Annotated in this window: 16 protein-coding genes; 4 read left to right on the top strand and 12 right to left on the bottom strand. The window is 41.5% G+C overall.

Annotation, left to right across the window (positions count from 1 at the left end):
* Positions 1-30: 30 nt before the first annotated feature.
* The 8 genes from G327_RS0103705 to trhP form a co-directional block, all read right to left on the bottom strand.
* Positions 31-816 (bottom strand): ATP-binding cassette domain-containing protein, encoded by a 786-nt coding sequence (locus tag G327_RS0103705; protein ID WP_019613416.1) that lies wholly within the window; start codon positions 814-816, stop codon positions 31-33.
* A complete protein-coding gene (locus G327_RS0103700) occupies positions 791-1,822 on the bottom strand; it encodes an oligopeptide/dipeptide ABC transporter ATP-binding protein (protein ID WP_019613415.1) in 1,032 nt (343 codons plus the stop codon). Before G327_RS0103700 ends, G327_RS0103705 begins: the two co-directional genes overlap by 26 nt.
* Entirely contained in the window at positions 1,822-2,712 is an 891-nt protein-coding gene (locus G327_RS0103695; RefSeq protein ID WP_019613414.1) for an ABC transporter permease subunit, read from the bottom strand. The genes G327_RS0103700 and G327_RS0103695 overlap by 1 nt, the downstream gene beginning before the upstream one ends.
* Entirely contained in the window at positions 2,699-3,661 is a 963-nt protein-coding gene (locus tag G327_RS0103690; protein WP_019613413.1) for an ABC transporter permease subunit, read from the bottom strand. Before G327_RS0103690 ends, G327_RS0103695 begins: the two co-directional genes overlap by 14 nt.
* A gap of 1 nt (position 3,662) precedes the next feature.
* Positions 3,663-5,267: an ABC transporter substrate-binding protein gene (locus tag G327_RS0103685; protein WP_019613412.1), complete on the bottom strand. Its 1,605-nt coding sequence runs from the start codon at positions 5,265-5,267 to the stop codon at positions 3,663-3,665.
* An 89-nt stretch (positions 5,268-5,356) separates the two neighbouring features.
* On the bottom strand, positions 5,357-6,694 hold the full coding sequence (locus G327_RS23935) for an MATE family efflux transporter (RefSeq protein ID WP_245542671.1): 1,338 nt from the start codon (positions 6,692-6,694) through the stop codon (positions 5,357-5,359).
* 30 nt (positions 6,695-6,724) lie between these two features.
* Positions 6,725-6,973 carry a YfhL family 4Fe-4S dicluster ferredoxin gene (locus tag G327_RS0103675; RefSeq protein ID WP_019613410.1) on the bottom strand — a complete coding sequence of 83 codons (249 nt, stop codon included), beginning with the start codon at positions 6,971-6,973 and terminating at the stop codon, positions 6,725-6,727.
* 2 nt (positions 6,974-6,975) lie between these two features.
* Complete coding sequence (gene trhP, locus G327_RS0103670) at positions 6,976-8,319, bottom strand: prephenate-dependent tRNA uridine(34) hydroxylase TrhP (RefSeq protein ID WP_019613409.1); 1,344 nt, start codon at positions 8,317-8,319, stop codon at positions 6,976-6,978.
* A gap of 321 nt (positions 8,320-8,640) precedes the next feature.
* Between trhP and proQ the strand changes: the two genes are divergently transcribed.
* On the top strand, positions 8,641-9,264 hold the full coding sequence (gene proQ, locus G327_RS0103665; RefSeq protein ID WP_019613408.1) for an RNA chaperone ProQ: 624 nt from the start codon (positions 8,641-8,643) through the stop codon (positions 9,262-9,264).
* Between the two features lie 10 nt (positions 9,265-9,274).
* The gene (prc, locus tag G327_RS0103660; RefSeq protein ID WP_019613407.1) at positions 9,275-11,269 is read left to right on the top strand and encodes a carboxy terminal-processing peptidase; all 1,995 of its coding nucleotides are present in this window, start codon (positions 9,275-9,277) and stop codon (positions 11,267-11,269) included.
* Between the two features lie 400 nt (positions 11,270-11,669).
* On the opposite strand, the gene G327_RS0103655 is transcribed toward prc, so the two are convergent.
* Complete coding sequence (locus G327_RS0103655; protein WP_019613406.1) at positions 11,670-12,410, bottom strand: UDP-2,3-diacylglucosamine diphosphatase; 741 nt, start codon at positions 12,408-12,410, stop codon at positions 11,670-11,672.
* Between the two features lie 5 nt (positions 12,411-12,415).
* On the bottom strand, positions 12,416-12,910 hold the full coding sequence (locus G327_RS0103650) for a peptidylprolyl isomerase (protein WP_019613405.1): 495 nt from the start codon (positions 12,908-12,910) through the stop codon (positions 12,416-12,418).
* A gap of 129 nt (positions 12,911-13,039) precedes the next feature.
* Between G327_RS0103650 and cysS the strand changes: the two genes are divergently transcribed.
* Positions 13,040-14,425, top strand: a complete 1,386-nt coding sequence (gene cysS / locus G327_RS0103645; RefSeq protein WP_019613404.1) for a cysteine--tRNA ligase — start codon at positions 13,040-13,042, stop codon at positions 14,423-14,425.
* A 202-nt stretch (positions 14,426-14,627) separates the two neighbouring features.
* Positions 14,628-14,900 (top strand): acylphosphatase, encoded by a 273-nt coding sequence (gene yccX / locus G327_RS0103635; RefSeq protein ID WP_019613402.1) that lies wholly within the window; start codon positions 14,628-14,630, stop codon positions 14,898-14,900.
* Between the two features lie 18 nt (positions 14,901-14,918).
* Here yccX and G327_RS26395 read toward each other — a convergent pair whose 3' ends face one another.
* Both G327_RS26395 and G327_RS0103625 read right to left on the bottom strand, forming a co-directional pair.
* Positions 14,919-15,089 (bottom strand): YbaM family protein, encoded by a 171-nt coding sequence (locus tag G327_RS26395; RefSeq protein ID WP_019613401.1) that lies wholly within the window; start codon positions 15,087-15,089, stop codon positions 14,919-14,921.
* The gene (locus G327_RS0103625; RefSeq protein WP_019613400.1) at positions 15,082-15,648 is read right to left on the bottom strand and encodes a primosomal replication protein; all 567 of its coding nucleotides are present in this window, start codon (positions 15,646-15,648) and stop codon (positions 15,082-15,084) included. Before G327_RS0103625 ends, G327_RS26395 begins: the two co-directional genes overlap by 8 nt.
* Positions 15,649-15,789 lie beyond the last annotated feature (141 nt).

Below are 15,789 nucleotides of genomic sequence, written 5' to 3'. Positions count from 1 at the left end.
ATCTGTTTATTAGTAATTAAATACAATGTATTAGCGCTCTTTTCTGTAATGCGGCTGATGGCTCTGTAAAAGCTGCTTGGTAACTGCAGACTGCGGGAATTTATAGATCTTTTCAGTCGTGTTATTTTCAACGATCATGCCGTTTTCCATAACGACAATCTGGTCACTCATATGCCGTACTAAATTCATATTATGAGCAACGAAGATAAAACTCACACCAATCTTTTCCTGTATATTTAATAATAGGTTAACTATTTTAAAACGCAGGGAAATATCTAAACTTGCTAAAATTTCATCGGCAATAATGATGTCCGGTTTTAAAATTAGTGCACGAGCCATTGCAACTTGGTGCTGCTGTATGCCGGACAACATATTAGGGTAAAAATCAAGGTAGTCAGGTAATAATCCAACCAGATTTAATGTATCTAAAATTTGTTTTTTACGCCCATCCAGTGTTAAAGGAGTATTCAGCTCAAGCGGCGCCGCCAGTATTCGGCCTATGGTGGCTTTGGGATTGAGTGAACTGCTCGGGTCCTGAAAGATCATACGGATTGATGTACACCTTTCCTGTTGTGAAAAAGTCGACAGCGGTTTGTCTTTTACATAAATTTCCCCGGAGCTTGGTTTAATTAAACCTGCAATAATCTGTACCAGTGTACTTTTGCCTGCACCGCTTTCGCCTACAATCGCTAAGGTTTTTCCGCGCTCTAAAGTGAAATTAAGCGGGCCCAGCGCCTTACGGAAACCTGAAGATGAAAATCGTGCACTGCGTTTGTAGTTTTTACATAAATTACTTACGTTGAGAAGTGTTTGCATGTTTATTTTCATCTAAAGTTGGAAAGTGGCAGCGGATAATATGACCTTTGTAGTTCACTACATCCGGATTTTTTACGCAATTTCGTTGTGCCCGCGGGCATCGGGGGCCTAGACGACAGCCAATCGGCAGCTGATTCGCTGACGGAATATTACCGGGTAAAGTATATAACTGACTTTTATGATCAATTGACTCATCAAAGTTTAAGATTGTTTTGATCATTGTCTCGGTATAGGGATGCATCGGGCTTTCCATTACCTGCTTATAGCTGCCTGATTCAACTGTCTGGCCGCAGTAAACCAGGGTTATATAATCCGATAAATCACTGATACTGCCAAAATTATTGCTTAATAATAAAATGGCGGTATTGTGCAGCTGATTTAATTTATACAGCAGGCGGAAAATCTGCGCTTGAGTAACGGCTTCCATCGCATTGGTCGGTTCGTCTGCAATAATCAGTCTCGGGCTGTTGGCAACGGCCATGGCGATCATGACTTTCTGGCAGACACCTTCAGACAGTTCATACGGGTAACTATCTAGTACAGACCGGCCGTTTTGAATGCCGACTTTGTGCAGTAGCTCATTAATCCGGCGCATAACGGACTGCTCTTTTTTGGGTTTTACTATGTTGATAAATCGTGATCTTACCGAAGAGTGCGGCAGCACCTCTTTAATTTGTGACAAAATCTTTCGGCTTGGATCTAAGTAAGATCTAGGGTGCTGAAAAATCATCGCTATCTCTTTACCCATGATTTTTCTGCGGTCCGGCGAGGATAGTTTGCTCAAATCAGTTGTTCCTAAAAACATCCGGTCGGCGGTAACCGTCCAGCTTGGGTTGTGCAGGCCTAAGATAGCTTTAGCTATGATACTTTTACCGGATCCCGACTCTCCCACTAAGCCGTGAATTGTGCCGTCTACGATAGTTAATGAAGCTTTATCGATAACACGCACTTTTCCCTGTGCCGTTGTAATATCAATACTTAGATTACGAATATCAAGCAGCGCCATTATTCTTCCCCTTCAATAACAGAGTGGCGGAGGCCTTCGGCAAAAACGTTAAATATGATGATGATCAGAAAGATTGCAATACCAGGAAAAAACACCAGCCAGGGAGATAAATAGATAAGATCTATACTGCTGGCAATTAATGAGCCCAATTCAACGTCGGGCAGCTGCGTACCGAAGCCTAAAAAACCTAATGTGGCAATTTCCAGGACTGCCATGGTGAAAATTCGATTTAACAGGGTCACGATAGGTTCAATAATATTAGGAAAAATGCCGAAACGCAGCAGACGGCTATTTGTCGCTCCGTCAAGCTGCAGTGCAATTATATATTGTTTGCTGAGTTCATTTTCGATGGCAATATAGATACCTCGTATAAACTGCGGTAATAGTGACAAGGATACGGCAAGTAAGCAGTTTTCATAACTCGGACCGAACAGAACAATAAGAATAAGTGCAGTAAGCAGGGTCGGAATAGTAAGCAGAGCATCGAGCAGGTGATGCAGAATACTTGCTTTTATTCCTTTGGTTAATACCGCCGAGGCACCTATCACTGAACCTATCAAGGAAATCATAAACGTGATTAGTATACCGCCGCCGAGAGTCAGCTGCAGACCTTGAATCAAGCGGGCTAATGAATCCCGGCCGAGGTCATCGGTTCCTAAAATATGGTCTGTACTGCCGCCTTCCATCCAGTATGGCGGCAGCAGCAGGTTTTGCGCATATTGGGTTGACGGTTCATGGGCAACAATTAAATCTGCAAACAGGGCAAAAAATATAAGGGTAATGACCCCCCACATAGATACGATAGCCGCGCTTTTTTTCTTGAAAATAGACCAGGTATACTGCAGAGGCGACTGGATCTTATCTTCATTGAATTCGTTATTGATCAGCATATAAAGCTTTCCGTTTAGTTGGCGAAATAATCATTAGTACAATATCGATTATAATGCTTGATAACAGGATGAAACTAGAAATAATAAGTACAGCTGTAGGCAGGGCAAGGTAGTCGCCTTCTTGAATGCTGGTTAATAACCAGACTCCTGCACCGCCGGATGAAAATACAATTTCGATGGTCATTGCAAAAGAGATAATGGTGCTTAACTGCAGCCGGATCTGATGAATAATAGGCGGTAATGCGTTTTTTAAAACATGGCGCAGAACAATTTGTTTCGTAGCCAGCCCTTTAGCGTAAGCCGCTTTTATATAATTACTTCTCATTACCATAGTAATGGCATGGCGTGTAAGCCTGATGATTTCGGTGGTTAAGAAAAATGACAAAACAACAGCAGGCAGTACCAGATGTGCGACACGGTCAGAAAACGCACGCATCTGATATTGATCTGCCGCCAGCAGACTGTCGATTAATACAAAGCCGGAGATCACCGGAACTTCAAAAACAAGGCTGATATTCCCGTCTACAGGTAGGCTGATGCCGATAGAGTTAGGCAGCATAGTCATAATGATTGCCAGCCAGAAAACAGGAATTGCCAGGCCGACTAACGCAATGCTCATTATCGCATAGTCAATAACTCCGTTTCGTTTGAGCCCCGCGAGTATACCCAGTGGAAACGCCATAATTATCGATGTAATACAGGCAACAAAACATAACTCCAGTGTCGAGGCAAAAGCTATTAGACCTTTATTCAGCAACGGGCGCTGGTCAATTGAGGATATTCCCCAGTGGCCCTGAAATATATTAGCCATATAATCGCCGTACAGCATAAAGTAATTACGATTATCTATACTGCTGCTGGACCAATGCTGCAGCATAAATGCGATTACGGTTAAGATAAACGCAGTAATCAGAAGTAAATTAAGACGTCGAAACAGATATTTAAGCATATTACTGGGCTTCTATTTTTCGGACATTTTGAAAATTAATACCAGTTAACGGATTAACTAATAAACCTGAGATATTTTTGTTGAATGCATCCATCCGCAGTACATGAGCGATTGGAAAATAGGGGCGCTGCTCCTGAATTATTTTTTGAAGTTGGTAATAATTTTTGACGCGCTTTATAAAACTTGACTCGATCAGCGTCGAGTCTAACAGCTGTTGGACTTGTGGGCTGCACCAGCGGCTGGAATTACCCTCTAAGACAGTCGAGTCACAACTAAGCAGGGGCCGGAATAAATTGTCAGGATCATTGATATGGATATTAATACCCGTTATAAAAGTATCATAGTCACCTGAAAGCAGATGTTTTTCCAGCTCAGCGTGGGACAGCGAAATTATTTCACTGTCGATTCCAATATCGAACAAATTGGCTTGAATTAACTCAGCCGTTTTATGAAAATTAGGATTGAAAACTGAATTATCCGAGGGGGTCAGAATAGTTAATTTTTTAGTAAAATCATAATCTGTTTCTTTTAATGACGTCAAAGAGTCATCCGGCTGGTAGTCAATATGAGTAGACCTTGGGTTAAACGCCCATGACTGTTTGGCCAGCAGGGTATCGGTGGCATTGGCGCTTTCAAAGAACACGGCGTCAACAATGGTTTTCTGATCGACGGCATTACTTAATGCCCGGCGTACTTCAACCTGGTCAAAGGGCTCTCTGCTGGTATTAAAGGACCATAATGCAATGTTGGCAGTCGGCTGACTGCTGATCACGACATCGGTATTTTTACTGATTTTACTTAACTGACTGGCTGCCGGATAGGTAATAACGTCACACTCTCCCGAAAGTAGTTTTGTATAACGCTTGGTATTGTTTGCTGTTACATCATAAATAAGATTTTTTACCGCAGCCTTTTCTCCCCAGTAAAGATCATGCGCCAGGTAGCGAGTCACTCGAGATGACTGGAAGTTTTTAAATTTGTACGGACCTGTACCGACCGGATAAAAATCTATTTTTTCCGGATGTCCTCTGGATAACAGAGTGTGCGCATATTCCTGTGAATGAATCACGGCATAGTGGGCTGCCAGGTTTGCTAATAATGTTGCATCGGGGCTGTCTAATACGAATTTAACCGTATAGGCATCAATTTTTATAATATCGGAGACCAGATCAGTAAATGGATGATTAAAAAAGAAAGTATCAGAAACCCGGTTAACAGAGTGAAAAGGATGATTTTTATTAAGCATTCTATTAAAACTGAAAATAACGTCGTCGGCGTTAAAATAGCGCGTAGGAGAGAAGTAATCTGTCTGGTGAAAGTTGACATTTCTGCGCAGAAAAAAGGTATAACTTAGTTTATCTTCGCTTTCCTGCCAATGGGTTGCCAGATCGGGTATAAAGCGATTGCTGGTCGGATCGATTTTAATTAACCGATTGTACAGCTGATGCGTTGTTGCATCTAACGTTGAAACATCATGGCTGATCTGCGGGTTAAAAGACTGCGGACTGTTTTCAGTGCAGTACAGCAAAGTGTCACTAAGACCAGATTCATTCTGGTAACAGCCGCCTAACAGTAGTGCGGCGGTTAAAATAAATATAATACGCATGGTTAATCACTTATTCCATTAGCTAGCGTGACAAGTAAGTTATCACTTGATATTAGACCAATATTTCAGAGGCTTATTCATAATACAGATCAAGAAAGAGGACCTGGATCGCTATTCATGTGTTGTTTTTCAACAATATTCATCACTTTGCGGGTTAATAATAACCCTATGATGCCAAAAACAATACTGCCGGCCGCCTGACCGTATAAAATTCCCGGCGCATCATAATAGAGTGCGCCGATGGTGACAAATGGAATTGTGCCGAAGCTCATTTTCCCTATATTGAGCATGGTTGAATATTTTGCGTAACCCAGATTGTTTAGAAATGCCATTGCCACAAAAGTAATACCGCTAAATATGAAAGTGACGGCGATGTATTGACAAAAAATTCTTATAATCTCAGCAGTTTGATTTTCAGCATTAAACAGCTCAACCACAATATCCTGACCCATAGACAGGATAAGAGAGATGACCAGGGTGTAGCTGATAATGAATTTAATCGATTGATTTAATACTTCTCTGACTCGGGAAAATTGCAAGGCGCCGTAATTTTGACCGATAATAGGGCCGACCGCACCGGAAAGTGCAAACATCATGGCAAATGCAACCGGGATCAAACGTCCGATAATCGCCCAGCCCGCAATATATTCCGTGCCGAACTTTGCGACTTCATAAGTTACGTACAAGTTGCCTAAAGGGGTCGCAATTTGGGTTAACATCGCTGGAAAAGCAATATTTGAAATTATTTTTATATCCGGACGAAAATCACGCAACCTGATGCACGAGAGCATTTTATATTTGCAGAATACAAAATAGAAACCGACAGCCAGTACCGTACATCGGGCGACAACGGATGCAATAGCCGCACCCTGCAGATCCATTTCAAACACAAAAATAAGGACAGGGTCGAGCAGGGCATTAATAATACCGCCGCCCAGGGTGGCATACATGGCGTGTTTAGCATCACCTAAACTGCGTAGTGTTGCTCCCATCTGCATCGCAAAAGCTAAAATCGGCAGGGAAGGTAATATAATTCTCAGGTAAAGTGCCGCCTCACGATGTTCTTCTCCTTGAGCGCCGAGAGCTGTTAACAGTTGTGGTGCAGACAGCCAGAATAACAGTGCGATAAAACTTGTGAGGATAACTGCGTATAAAGAGATACAGCTGACCTGGCAGCGAGCCTGATTTCTTTTGTGCTGCCCGATCGATTTTGACACTCTGGCACTGTTAACTGTAACCAGGCCGATACAGACTGCGGTAGTAAAAAATAGAATTGCGCTGGCATAACCAATAGCTGCGGTTAATGAAGGATTGCCTAATAAACTAATAAAATAGATATCAGCCAGGTCAACCATAAACAGCGCACTAATGCCCAGGGCATTAGTCGCTGACATGGTCATTACATGGTTTAGTATTGAACCCTGCAAAAACTTTGCTTGTGTCATAGCGATAGCTATTTAGCTGCTGTGTAATTCAGCAAACTTGTCTAATAACTGCGCTTCACTTTCGACGTGGGCAGGATCGACAATAATACAGTTGATCGGGCAGACATCAATACAGGTTGGTCTTTCATAATAACCGACACATTCTGTACATTTATCCGGATCGATTTCGTATATTTCTGCACCAAAGGTGATAGCTTCATTCGGGCATTCCGGATCACACATATCACAATTGATGCAGTTATCTTTTATTAATAATGCCATTGTTATTTACTATGCGGGTTACGTGTATTAGCGCCGGAATTCAGGTTACGCATTAATAAACCATGGTTCAGGTCTATCTCTTTCGGTACCGGCATATAAAGAACATGGCCGGATCCAGGGGCAACATCCACAAGCTCGCCTTTACGTGTCTGCAGCTGTTCTAAAGTGAAATTCAGGTTGCCCTGCGGGGTCATTAACTCTAGTTTATCGCCCACTAAAAATTTATTTTTTACGGTAACTTCAGCCAGGCCGTTTTCGTTTCTGCCGGTCATTTCACCGACAAACTGTTGGGTATCACTGATTGAGTAACCATAATCATAATTCTGGTATTCATCGTGAGTATGACGACTTAAGAAACCTTCTGTATAACCGCGGTGCGCCAGGTTTTCTAGGGTGCCCATTAGTTTCGGATCAAAAGGGCGACCAGCAATGGCATCATCCATCGCTTTGCGGTATACCTGTGCAGTACGTGCGCAGTAGTAAAAACTTTTGGTACGGCCTTCAATCTTCAGCGACTGCACACCGATTTGTAATAAACGTTCTACATGCTGAATAGCACGCAGATCTTTTGAATTCATAATATAGGTGCCGTGCTCATCTTCGAAAGCCGGCATATATTCGTTCGGGCGTCCCTCTTCCTGTAACAGGAACATCTGGTCAGTGGGTTTACCTTGACCTAAAGTTGGATCCGGACGTTCAATGGCAACAATGTCACCCGTTTCATTTTCTTTTGCCTCATGCGCGTCATATTTCCAGCGGCATGAGTTAGTGCAGGTACCCTGGTTAGGATCTCGTTTATTAATGTAACCGGATAATAAACAGCGGCCTGAGTAGGCCATGCACAGCGCACCGTGAACAAAGACTTCAATTTCAATATCAGGGCAGTGCTGACGGATATCTTCAATTTCATCTAAAGATAATTCACGGGATAGTATGACACGCTCAATACCTTGTTTTTCCCAGAATTTCACGCTGGCCCAGTTAACGGCATTAGCCTGGACGCTTAGGTGTACCGGCATATCAGGAAAAGCTTCACGAACCATCATAATCAAACCAGGGTCCGACATAATTATTGCATCGGGTTTTAAGTCAACCACCGGCTGCATATCACGGATAAATGTTTTTAATTTTGAATTATGCGGCTGGATATTACATACCACATACAGTTTTTTCCCTTGGGAATGTGCTTCATCGATACCGATTTTAAGCTTTTCAAGATTAAATTCATTATTACGTACTCGTAGTGAGTAACGCGGCTGGCCTGCGTAAACTGCATCTGCGCCATAAGCAAATGCGTAACGCATATTTTTAAGTGTACCGGCTGGTGAAAGTAGTTCTGGAGTCATTTTCTTCTCTTCTGATATCAAGTCAGGGCAATATAAAACCAGGTATCTGGCTCATAGGTATTGCGGGGCGTTGGATTCTACTCGCTTTTACAGAAAAGTGGTAGTCCTGATATGGCCTGTTTTTCAGCTGCCGTTTAAAGCTGCTTGGATTGACTATAAATAGAGCAAACAGACAGCCAACATCGCGAAAATAGTAGGGAAACTCAAATTAAGTTTCACATTTCTTTAACGCATCACTATAATATGGCAATATTTTTTATTTTAAATGACCCGTTTGGGCGTTTCTTACCGTCAGGTTACTGGCTTCAATATAGGTTTTACATGGAAAACACAGAAAAATTTACTAACAACAAACAGATTATTAACTTTCTAACTGAACAGTTTCCTTTATGTTTTACAGCTGCTAGTAATGAAGCTAAACCATTAAAAATTGGGATATTTCAAGAGCTCGCTTCGCGTTTAGAAAATGAAACTCGAGTCAGTAAAACTCAACTTCGTGGCGCATTACGTCAATACACACTAAGCTGGCGTTACCTGCACTGCATTAAACAAGCCGTTAAACGAGTTGATCTTGACGGCGTGGAAGGCGAAGACGTTTCTGCTGAGCATGCTGAGCACGCTTTAAAAACACTAAAAGAGAGCAAAGAAAAAGCCTTTGCTAACAAGAAAAAAACAACTGAAAACGCAGCGCCAAAGCGTGCACCTAAGAAAGTGAGTGTTCCTACTCGTGCAAAAAAAGCGGCTGTTAAAGAAGAGAAAGTTGAAGATTTAAGTAATTTCAAAGAAGCGACTCACTCTGAGTTGAAACTTAAACAGTCAGTTAGGGTCTTATTAGGTAAGTCTCCTGTCTCTGGTGTTGTTGTTGAACTGCTTAAAGATGATGTACAGGTGCAGCTTGATTCTGGAATGACTGTAAAAGTTAAAGCAAAACATCTAATTGTATAAAAGGTAAATAATGAATAAATTTTTTCGCCATGCGCTATTTATAGCCAGCTCCCTGTTTATTGGGGCCGCTTATGCACTTCCTGTTAGTTTCGATATAAAAGATATTCCGCAGCTGCAGCAGCAGGAGCAGCATGCAAAGGTGGCGAAAAGAGTGAGTGACTTATTCAGTCGCTCACATTATAAATTTATTCCCCTTGACGATGACCTTTCCCAGAAAGTATTCGATCGATATATAGAACAGCTTGATTATAATAAACAGCTCTTTCTACAAAGTGATATTGATAAGTTAAAAACTCATCAGTTTTCACTTGATGACAGTTTGAAATCTGGGCAGTTATCTCCTGCTTATGCAATCTATCAGTTAAACCTTTTGCGTCGTTTTGAACGTTATAACTATGCTTTATCACTGTTAAAAAATGAAATTAAGTTTGACAGTAAAGATGAATATCAGTTTGACCGTACCGAAAGCAGCTGGGCTAAGGATTCAGCTGAACTTGATAAGCTCTGGCAGCAGAAAGTTAAGTCTGATGCATTAGCATTAAAGTTAAGCGGTGAAGAATGGGAAAAGATTGAAGAGCTGCTGAATAAACGTTACCGCAATATGCTTAAACGTTTGACTCAGACTGAAAGTGAAGATGTATTCCAAAGCTTTATGAATGCTTACGCGCAGACAATTGAGCCTCATACCAATTATTTATCTCCAAGAAATACCGAGCGTTTTAAAACCGAAATGAGTCTGTCGTTAGAAGGCATAGGTGCCGTTCTGCAGCTCGAAGATGATTACACAGTGATCCGCAGCCTGGTTCCCGGCGGTCCGGCAGATCGTTCTAAACAGGTCTTTAAAGATGATAAAATTGTTGCAGTCGGTCAAGACGGCGAACAGCTTGTTGATGTTATCGGATGGCGTTTAGATGATATTGTTGACTTGATTAAAGGTCCTAAAGGTACAAAGGTGCAGCTGCAGATATTATCCGGCAAAGCGGATGTTAAAAACCGGGTGGTGGAAATTGTTCGTGAAGAGATTCACCTGGAAGACCGTGAGGCGAAATTTACCGTTGAAGAGATTGACGATAAAAAAATCGGTGTGATTACGATCCCTAGTTTTTATATAAAATTAACGGAAGATGTTGAAAAAGGTATCACTTCATTAATTAAAAAAGATGTCGAAGGTATTGTTATTGATCTGCGTAATAACGGCGGTGGTGCCTTAAAAGAAGCAACCTGGTTAACGGGGTTATTTATTCCGTCCGGCCCTGTTGTGCAGGTTCGAGACAACCTGAATAATATTTATGTTCATGAAGATGAAAATAAATCGGTAATCTACGACGGCCCGCTGACTGTTTTAATTAATCGTTACAGTGCATCTGCTTCTGAAATATTTGCGGCTGCGCTGCAGGATTATGGACGTGCGGTTGTGATCGGCGAACAAAGTTTCGGTAAAGGTACTGTGCAGCAGCACGGCGGCGTATCGCGTTTTTATGATAAAGATAAAGAAAAAATCGGTTCGGTTAAATATACTCTTTCAAAATTCTACCGGGTCAACGGTGGCAGCACACAGAATAAAGGTGTAATACCGGATATTCTATTTCCAACTGCGATTGACAGTGCTGATACAGGTGAGAGTCTAGAGGAAAATGCATTACCTTGGGACAATATCAGGTCAGCCGCTTATAAACCTGTCGGAGATTTACAGTCTGATATTAACAAACTTGCTAAGAAACATGAAAGCCGTATTAAAGGTGAAGTTGAGTTTACTTACCTGCTTGAAGATATAAAGGAATACCGTAAAGAAAAGGATATGACCAGTATATCGCTTGTTGAAAGCGAGCGGGTAAAAATACGTGAAGAAAAAGAGCTTCTTTTGTTAGAGCGTAATAATGAACGGTTAAAGCGTGCGGGTTTGCCTGCTGTTAAATCAATTGATGATTTACCCGATGATTTTGAGCCTATTGACGCCTTTTTAATAGAAGCGGCCGCCATTACGCTGGATTACGCAAAACTATAACCTGTATTGTTATTCTTAAAACCGGCTTTTAGCCGGTTTTTTTATGCCCGTAGTACACTGAGAATTATTAATATTTAATATCATTTCACATAAATATCTGATCAGTGTTACTGGTTTAAATTAACGATAACTTCGCGGCTTTAACCCCATAACCAGCTGTTCTATTTGGCGGATACAGACAGTACGCGGTGCAGTTAGGCTAAATGACTGAATGTTAGGTGAAAAGGTTAAACTGCTTGTAGTTTAAAGGGGCACTCAATTAGCGTGCAGGTTATTTAAACAGACTTCGAAAATATTTTACTGGTTATGAACTGCTTAAAGTGATTGAGATTATCAGTGAACTGCCGAAAAATAATGCTGCTAAAGTATTACGGCAGTTGTTAAAAGGAGACTGAGATTATTACTGGGTGTAATAGTCAATAGGGCGGGTTATCAAGGATATTTGTCCTTTCTGTGCTTCAACAAAACTTAAGTTTTTCGACCAGTCACCCACATCAAAACGTCTGGCTGCTTTATCTGCCAGCAGAAAATTGTGCTCTGCCGCCTGATGCGTATGGCCGTGAATAAGCGTCTGACACTGATATTTCTCCATTAAACGTAATACTTCTGCCTGGGTTACGCCCATCATCTCTCTGTTCTTGTATACTTTTTTAGACTGACTGGCAGTGCGGATCTTCCAGCCTATTTTTTTACGCAGGGACAATGGCAGCAGGTTAAAAATGAGCTGTAAAAACGGATTATGAATTACTGTACGCATTTTCTGATAGTTTTTGTCAGCTAAGCATAGTGTATCACCATGCATTACCAGTACATTCTCACCGTTTAGGCTGATTGCGCTGTGCTCGGGCAGCAGATTCATAGATGCCTGCGCCGCATACTTTTTACCAATCATAAAATCACGGTTGCCGTGAATATAATAGAGTTTGATATTATTGCTCTGAGCATATGCTGACAGTCTGGCCGCGACCTCGTCCATCAGCGGAGTATGCTCATCATCACCAATCCACACTTCAAACAGATCCCCGAGGAGATAAAGCGCATCAACATTTTCTGTTTCATTGTTCAAAAATGAAAAGAACGCATCTGTAACTGCGGGTTGATGTTCACTAAGGTGCAGATCGGCGATGAAGAGTGTTCTCATAGAAGTTATGCTACCGTTACACTTTCGATAACAACATCTTCAAGCGGTACATCCTGGTGCACAAAACCGAAGTTACCTGTTGCAACATTTTTGATTTTATCAACAACCTCTGTACCTTCAACAACTTCACCAAAGACACAGTAACCCCAGCCGTCAGTTGTTTCTGATTTGAAATCTAAGAATTTATTGTCGCCAACATTAATGAAGAACTGCGCTGATGCCGAATGCGGTTCCATAGTACGTGCCATTGCAACTGAATATTTCTTATTTGACAGACCGTTGTTTGCTTCATTTTTAACTGGTTTATTAGTGTCTTTTTCTTCCATACCAGATGCAAAACCACCGCCCTGAACCATAAAACCGTCAATTACACGATGGAAGATTGTATTGTCATAATGACCTGATTCTGCATATTTAATAAAGTTGGCAACTGTTTTAGGTGCTTTTTCTTCATTTAAATCAAGCTTAATATCGCCAAAGTTTGTATGTAAAGTAATCATTGTCAGATCCTGTATCTGTAAAAAAACGATATCATACCTGAACAACTGAATTCATTAAACACAAAGGATGAATTTGTCACAAGGTCAGGTTAGAATACGTTTTTTATCCGAAATTAGACTGGAAGCTGCATGTTAAAAATTTACAACACACTGACACGACAAAAAGAACAATTTAAACCGCTTATTCCTGGAAAGGTCGGCATGTATGTGTGTGGTGTGACTATCTATGATTATTGTCATATTGGACATGCTAGAACATTTGTAGCTTTTGATACCGTTGCCCGTTATTTTCGCTTCAGTGGTTACGATCTTAACTTCATTCGCAATATTACTGACGTTGACGATAAAATTATCAAACGTGCAAATGAAAACAATGAAACCTGCGATCAGCTGACGGAGCGTTTTACTAAAGCAATGCACCAGGACTTTGACGCGTTATTTATGGAACGTCCAGATTTAGAGCCTCGTGTTACGGATCATATGCCTGAAGTGATTGCTATGATCGAAAAACTGATCGATAAAGAGCATGCATATGTTGCCGCTAACGGTGATGTTCTTTTCTCTGTTGTAAGTTATTCTGAGTATGGTCAGCTTAGCGGTCAGAATCTGGAAATGCTCCAGGCCGGCTCGCGTGTCGAAGTTGAAGACAGCAAACAGAATCCGCTGGATTTTGTACTGTGGAAAATGTCAAAAGCCGGTGAACCGTTCTGGCAGTCGCCATGGGGAGACGGTCGTCCAGGCTGGCATATCGAATGTTCAGCAATGAATAATAAGCACCTCGGTGAAGTATTCGATATTCACGGCGGCGGCTCAGATCTTTCTTTCCCGCATCATGAAAATGAAATTGCTCAATCCTGTTGTGCGCACCACGGCCAGTATGTAAATACCTGGATGCATTCGGGTATGGTTCAAGTTGATAAAGTAAAAATGTCTAAATCATTAAACAACTTCTTTACGATTAAAGACGTATTAGAAGTTTATGACAGTGAATCAGTTCGTTATTTTCTGATTTCAGGGCATTACCGCAGTCAGCTTAATTACTCGGAAGATAACCTTAAGCAGGCACGCTCTAGTTTAGAGCGTTTATATACCAGTATTCGTGATCTGGATATATCAGCAGTTACCGAGCTTGATAAAAACGACAGTCATTACATCAAGTTCTGTAAAGCGATGGATGATGATTTTAATACACCGGAAGCGTTAGCGGTTCTTTTTGACCTGGTTAAAGAGATAAATAGAGTTAAAGCGACGGATAGTGAACAGGCGACGGGTTTAGCTTATCTGTTAGTTAAACTGGCTAACGTACTGGGTTTATTAAATCAGACTGCGGAGCAGTTCCTGCAGGGCGATGAAAGTGATGATGAAGTTGTGATGATTGAAGCTTTAATCAAGCAGCGTAATGATGCACGTGCTACTAAAGACTGGGCATCAGCTGATCAGGCTCGTGACAAACTTGCAGAGTTAAAAATCGTGCTGGAAGACGGCCCGAATGGTACAACCTGGCGTAAACAGTAACCTCTACTGAAGCCTGCTGCTTGATAAATCAAGCTGCAGGCTGACTTCTCTTGTTAATTTACTTTTATTTTCCCCAGCTGTCTGTTCAGTTTTCATGAGTTATCCGTCACAACATTAAACAGTGCAGCTCTCATTTTTAATTTTATTTATAATTGCTTCTAAACTTAGGCCGTATAATTATGCGTTATCGTGAGGAGAAATTATGGAAAATATCGGTTGTAAAGTGATGGTGTCAGGTATGGTTCAGGGCGTGGGGTTTCGTTACTTCACCTGTAGAGAAGCTTGTAAATACGGGCTGGTCGGCCACGCCAAAAACTTATACGGCGGCGAAGTTGAAGTATTAATGTTCGGAAACAGGGAAGCAATAAGCAAGATGCTGGCCTGGCTGGAGAACGGGCCTAAAACGGCACGGGTCGATGAGCTCAAGGTAAATGAAATCCCGTACAGGCATAAAGAAGAATTTCTATGCCTGTGACGCAGTATAAAAGTGTGTTTATTCGTCTACTGCTTTTTGTTTGAAATCATTTAAAGCAATACTCAGGGCTTCCACAGCAACATGATTCTCAATCTGATTTTCTTCTAACAGCTGGATTAAATCAACAGCCAGCTGTACTGATTTGGGCGCATCTGCCAGGCTGCATTTATTATGGGTCTCTTTACTCATCACTAATCTCTTCTAACTGGAACTCTAATTTCTGGGTGAATGTATTACATTTTTGATAACGTACTTTTAAGGCTTCGATTTTTTCTTTGATGTAAGCTTTGTGCTGATAACTGCTGTTTACCAGCAGCTCTTCCTGTTCGGCAATCATATTCAGCAGCCGGTGCTCATACTGCGCTTGTTTCTGCAGCTGCTGATAAATTTTTTCTTTCGGAGAAGAGTAGGACTTATAGAGCAGTTCTGCTTTACCTTTTTCCAGCCCCTGCACCAGCTGGAGCAGTACGTGGTACTGCGCAATAAACTGCTCGCATTCGTGTTTAATAAGCATTTCCGGCCTGTCTTTTCTGACAGCATCCTGTAATGAACTGAACGTCCTGTTGATCTGCTTAATATAACCGCACAGGGTTAGGCTGCGTTTTGAAAACAGGTGAGCTTCAAAGACGAAGCATCTGTTCTCAGTTTGTTGAATAACCGCATCCAGCTTAGTGCAGCGGCGGCTTAAATCTGCTAACTGTTCTTTTAGCTGATCTAACGGCAAATTGATCGATTTTAATCCTGCCATCTTTTGCATCCTGAGTTAGGTATAGTGATGAAAAGGATTATGCTGTTTAACTCAGCCATGCGTTATATCCTAAATTAAGCGCCATAATAACAACAATTGAGATGAATACTGAACGGATAAAGCTGCTTAAATCCGTTAACT

The sequence above is a fragment of the Psychromonas ossibalaenae ATCC BAA-1528 genome (assembly GCF_000381745.1).
Classification (GTDB): domain Bacteria; phylum Pseudomonadota; class Gammaproteobacteria; order Enterobacterales; family Psychromonadaceae; genus Psychromonas; species Psychromonas ossibalaenae.
Note: the sequence above shows the minus strand (reverse complement) of the source record. Positions and strands in the feature narration are given on the sequence as shown.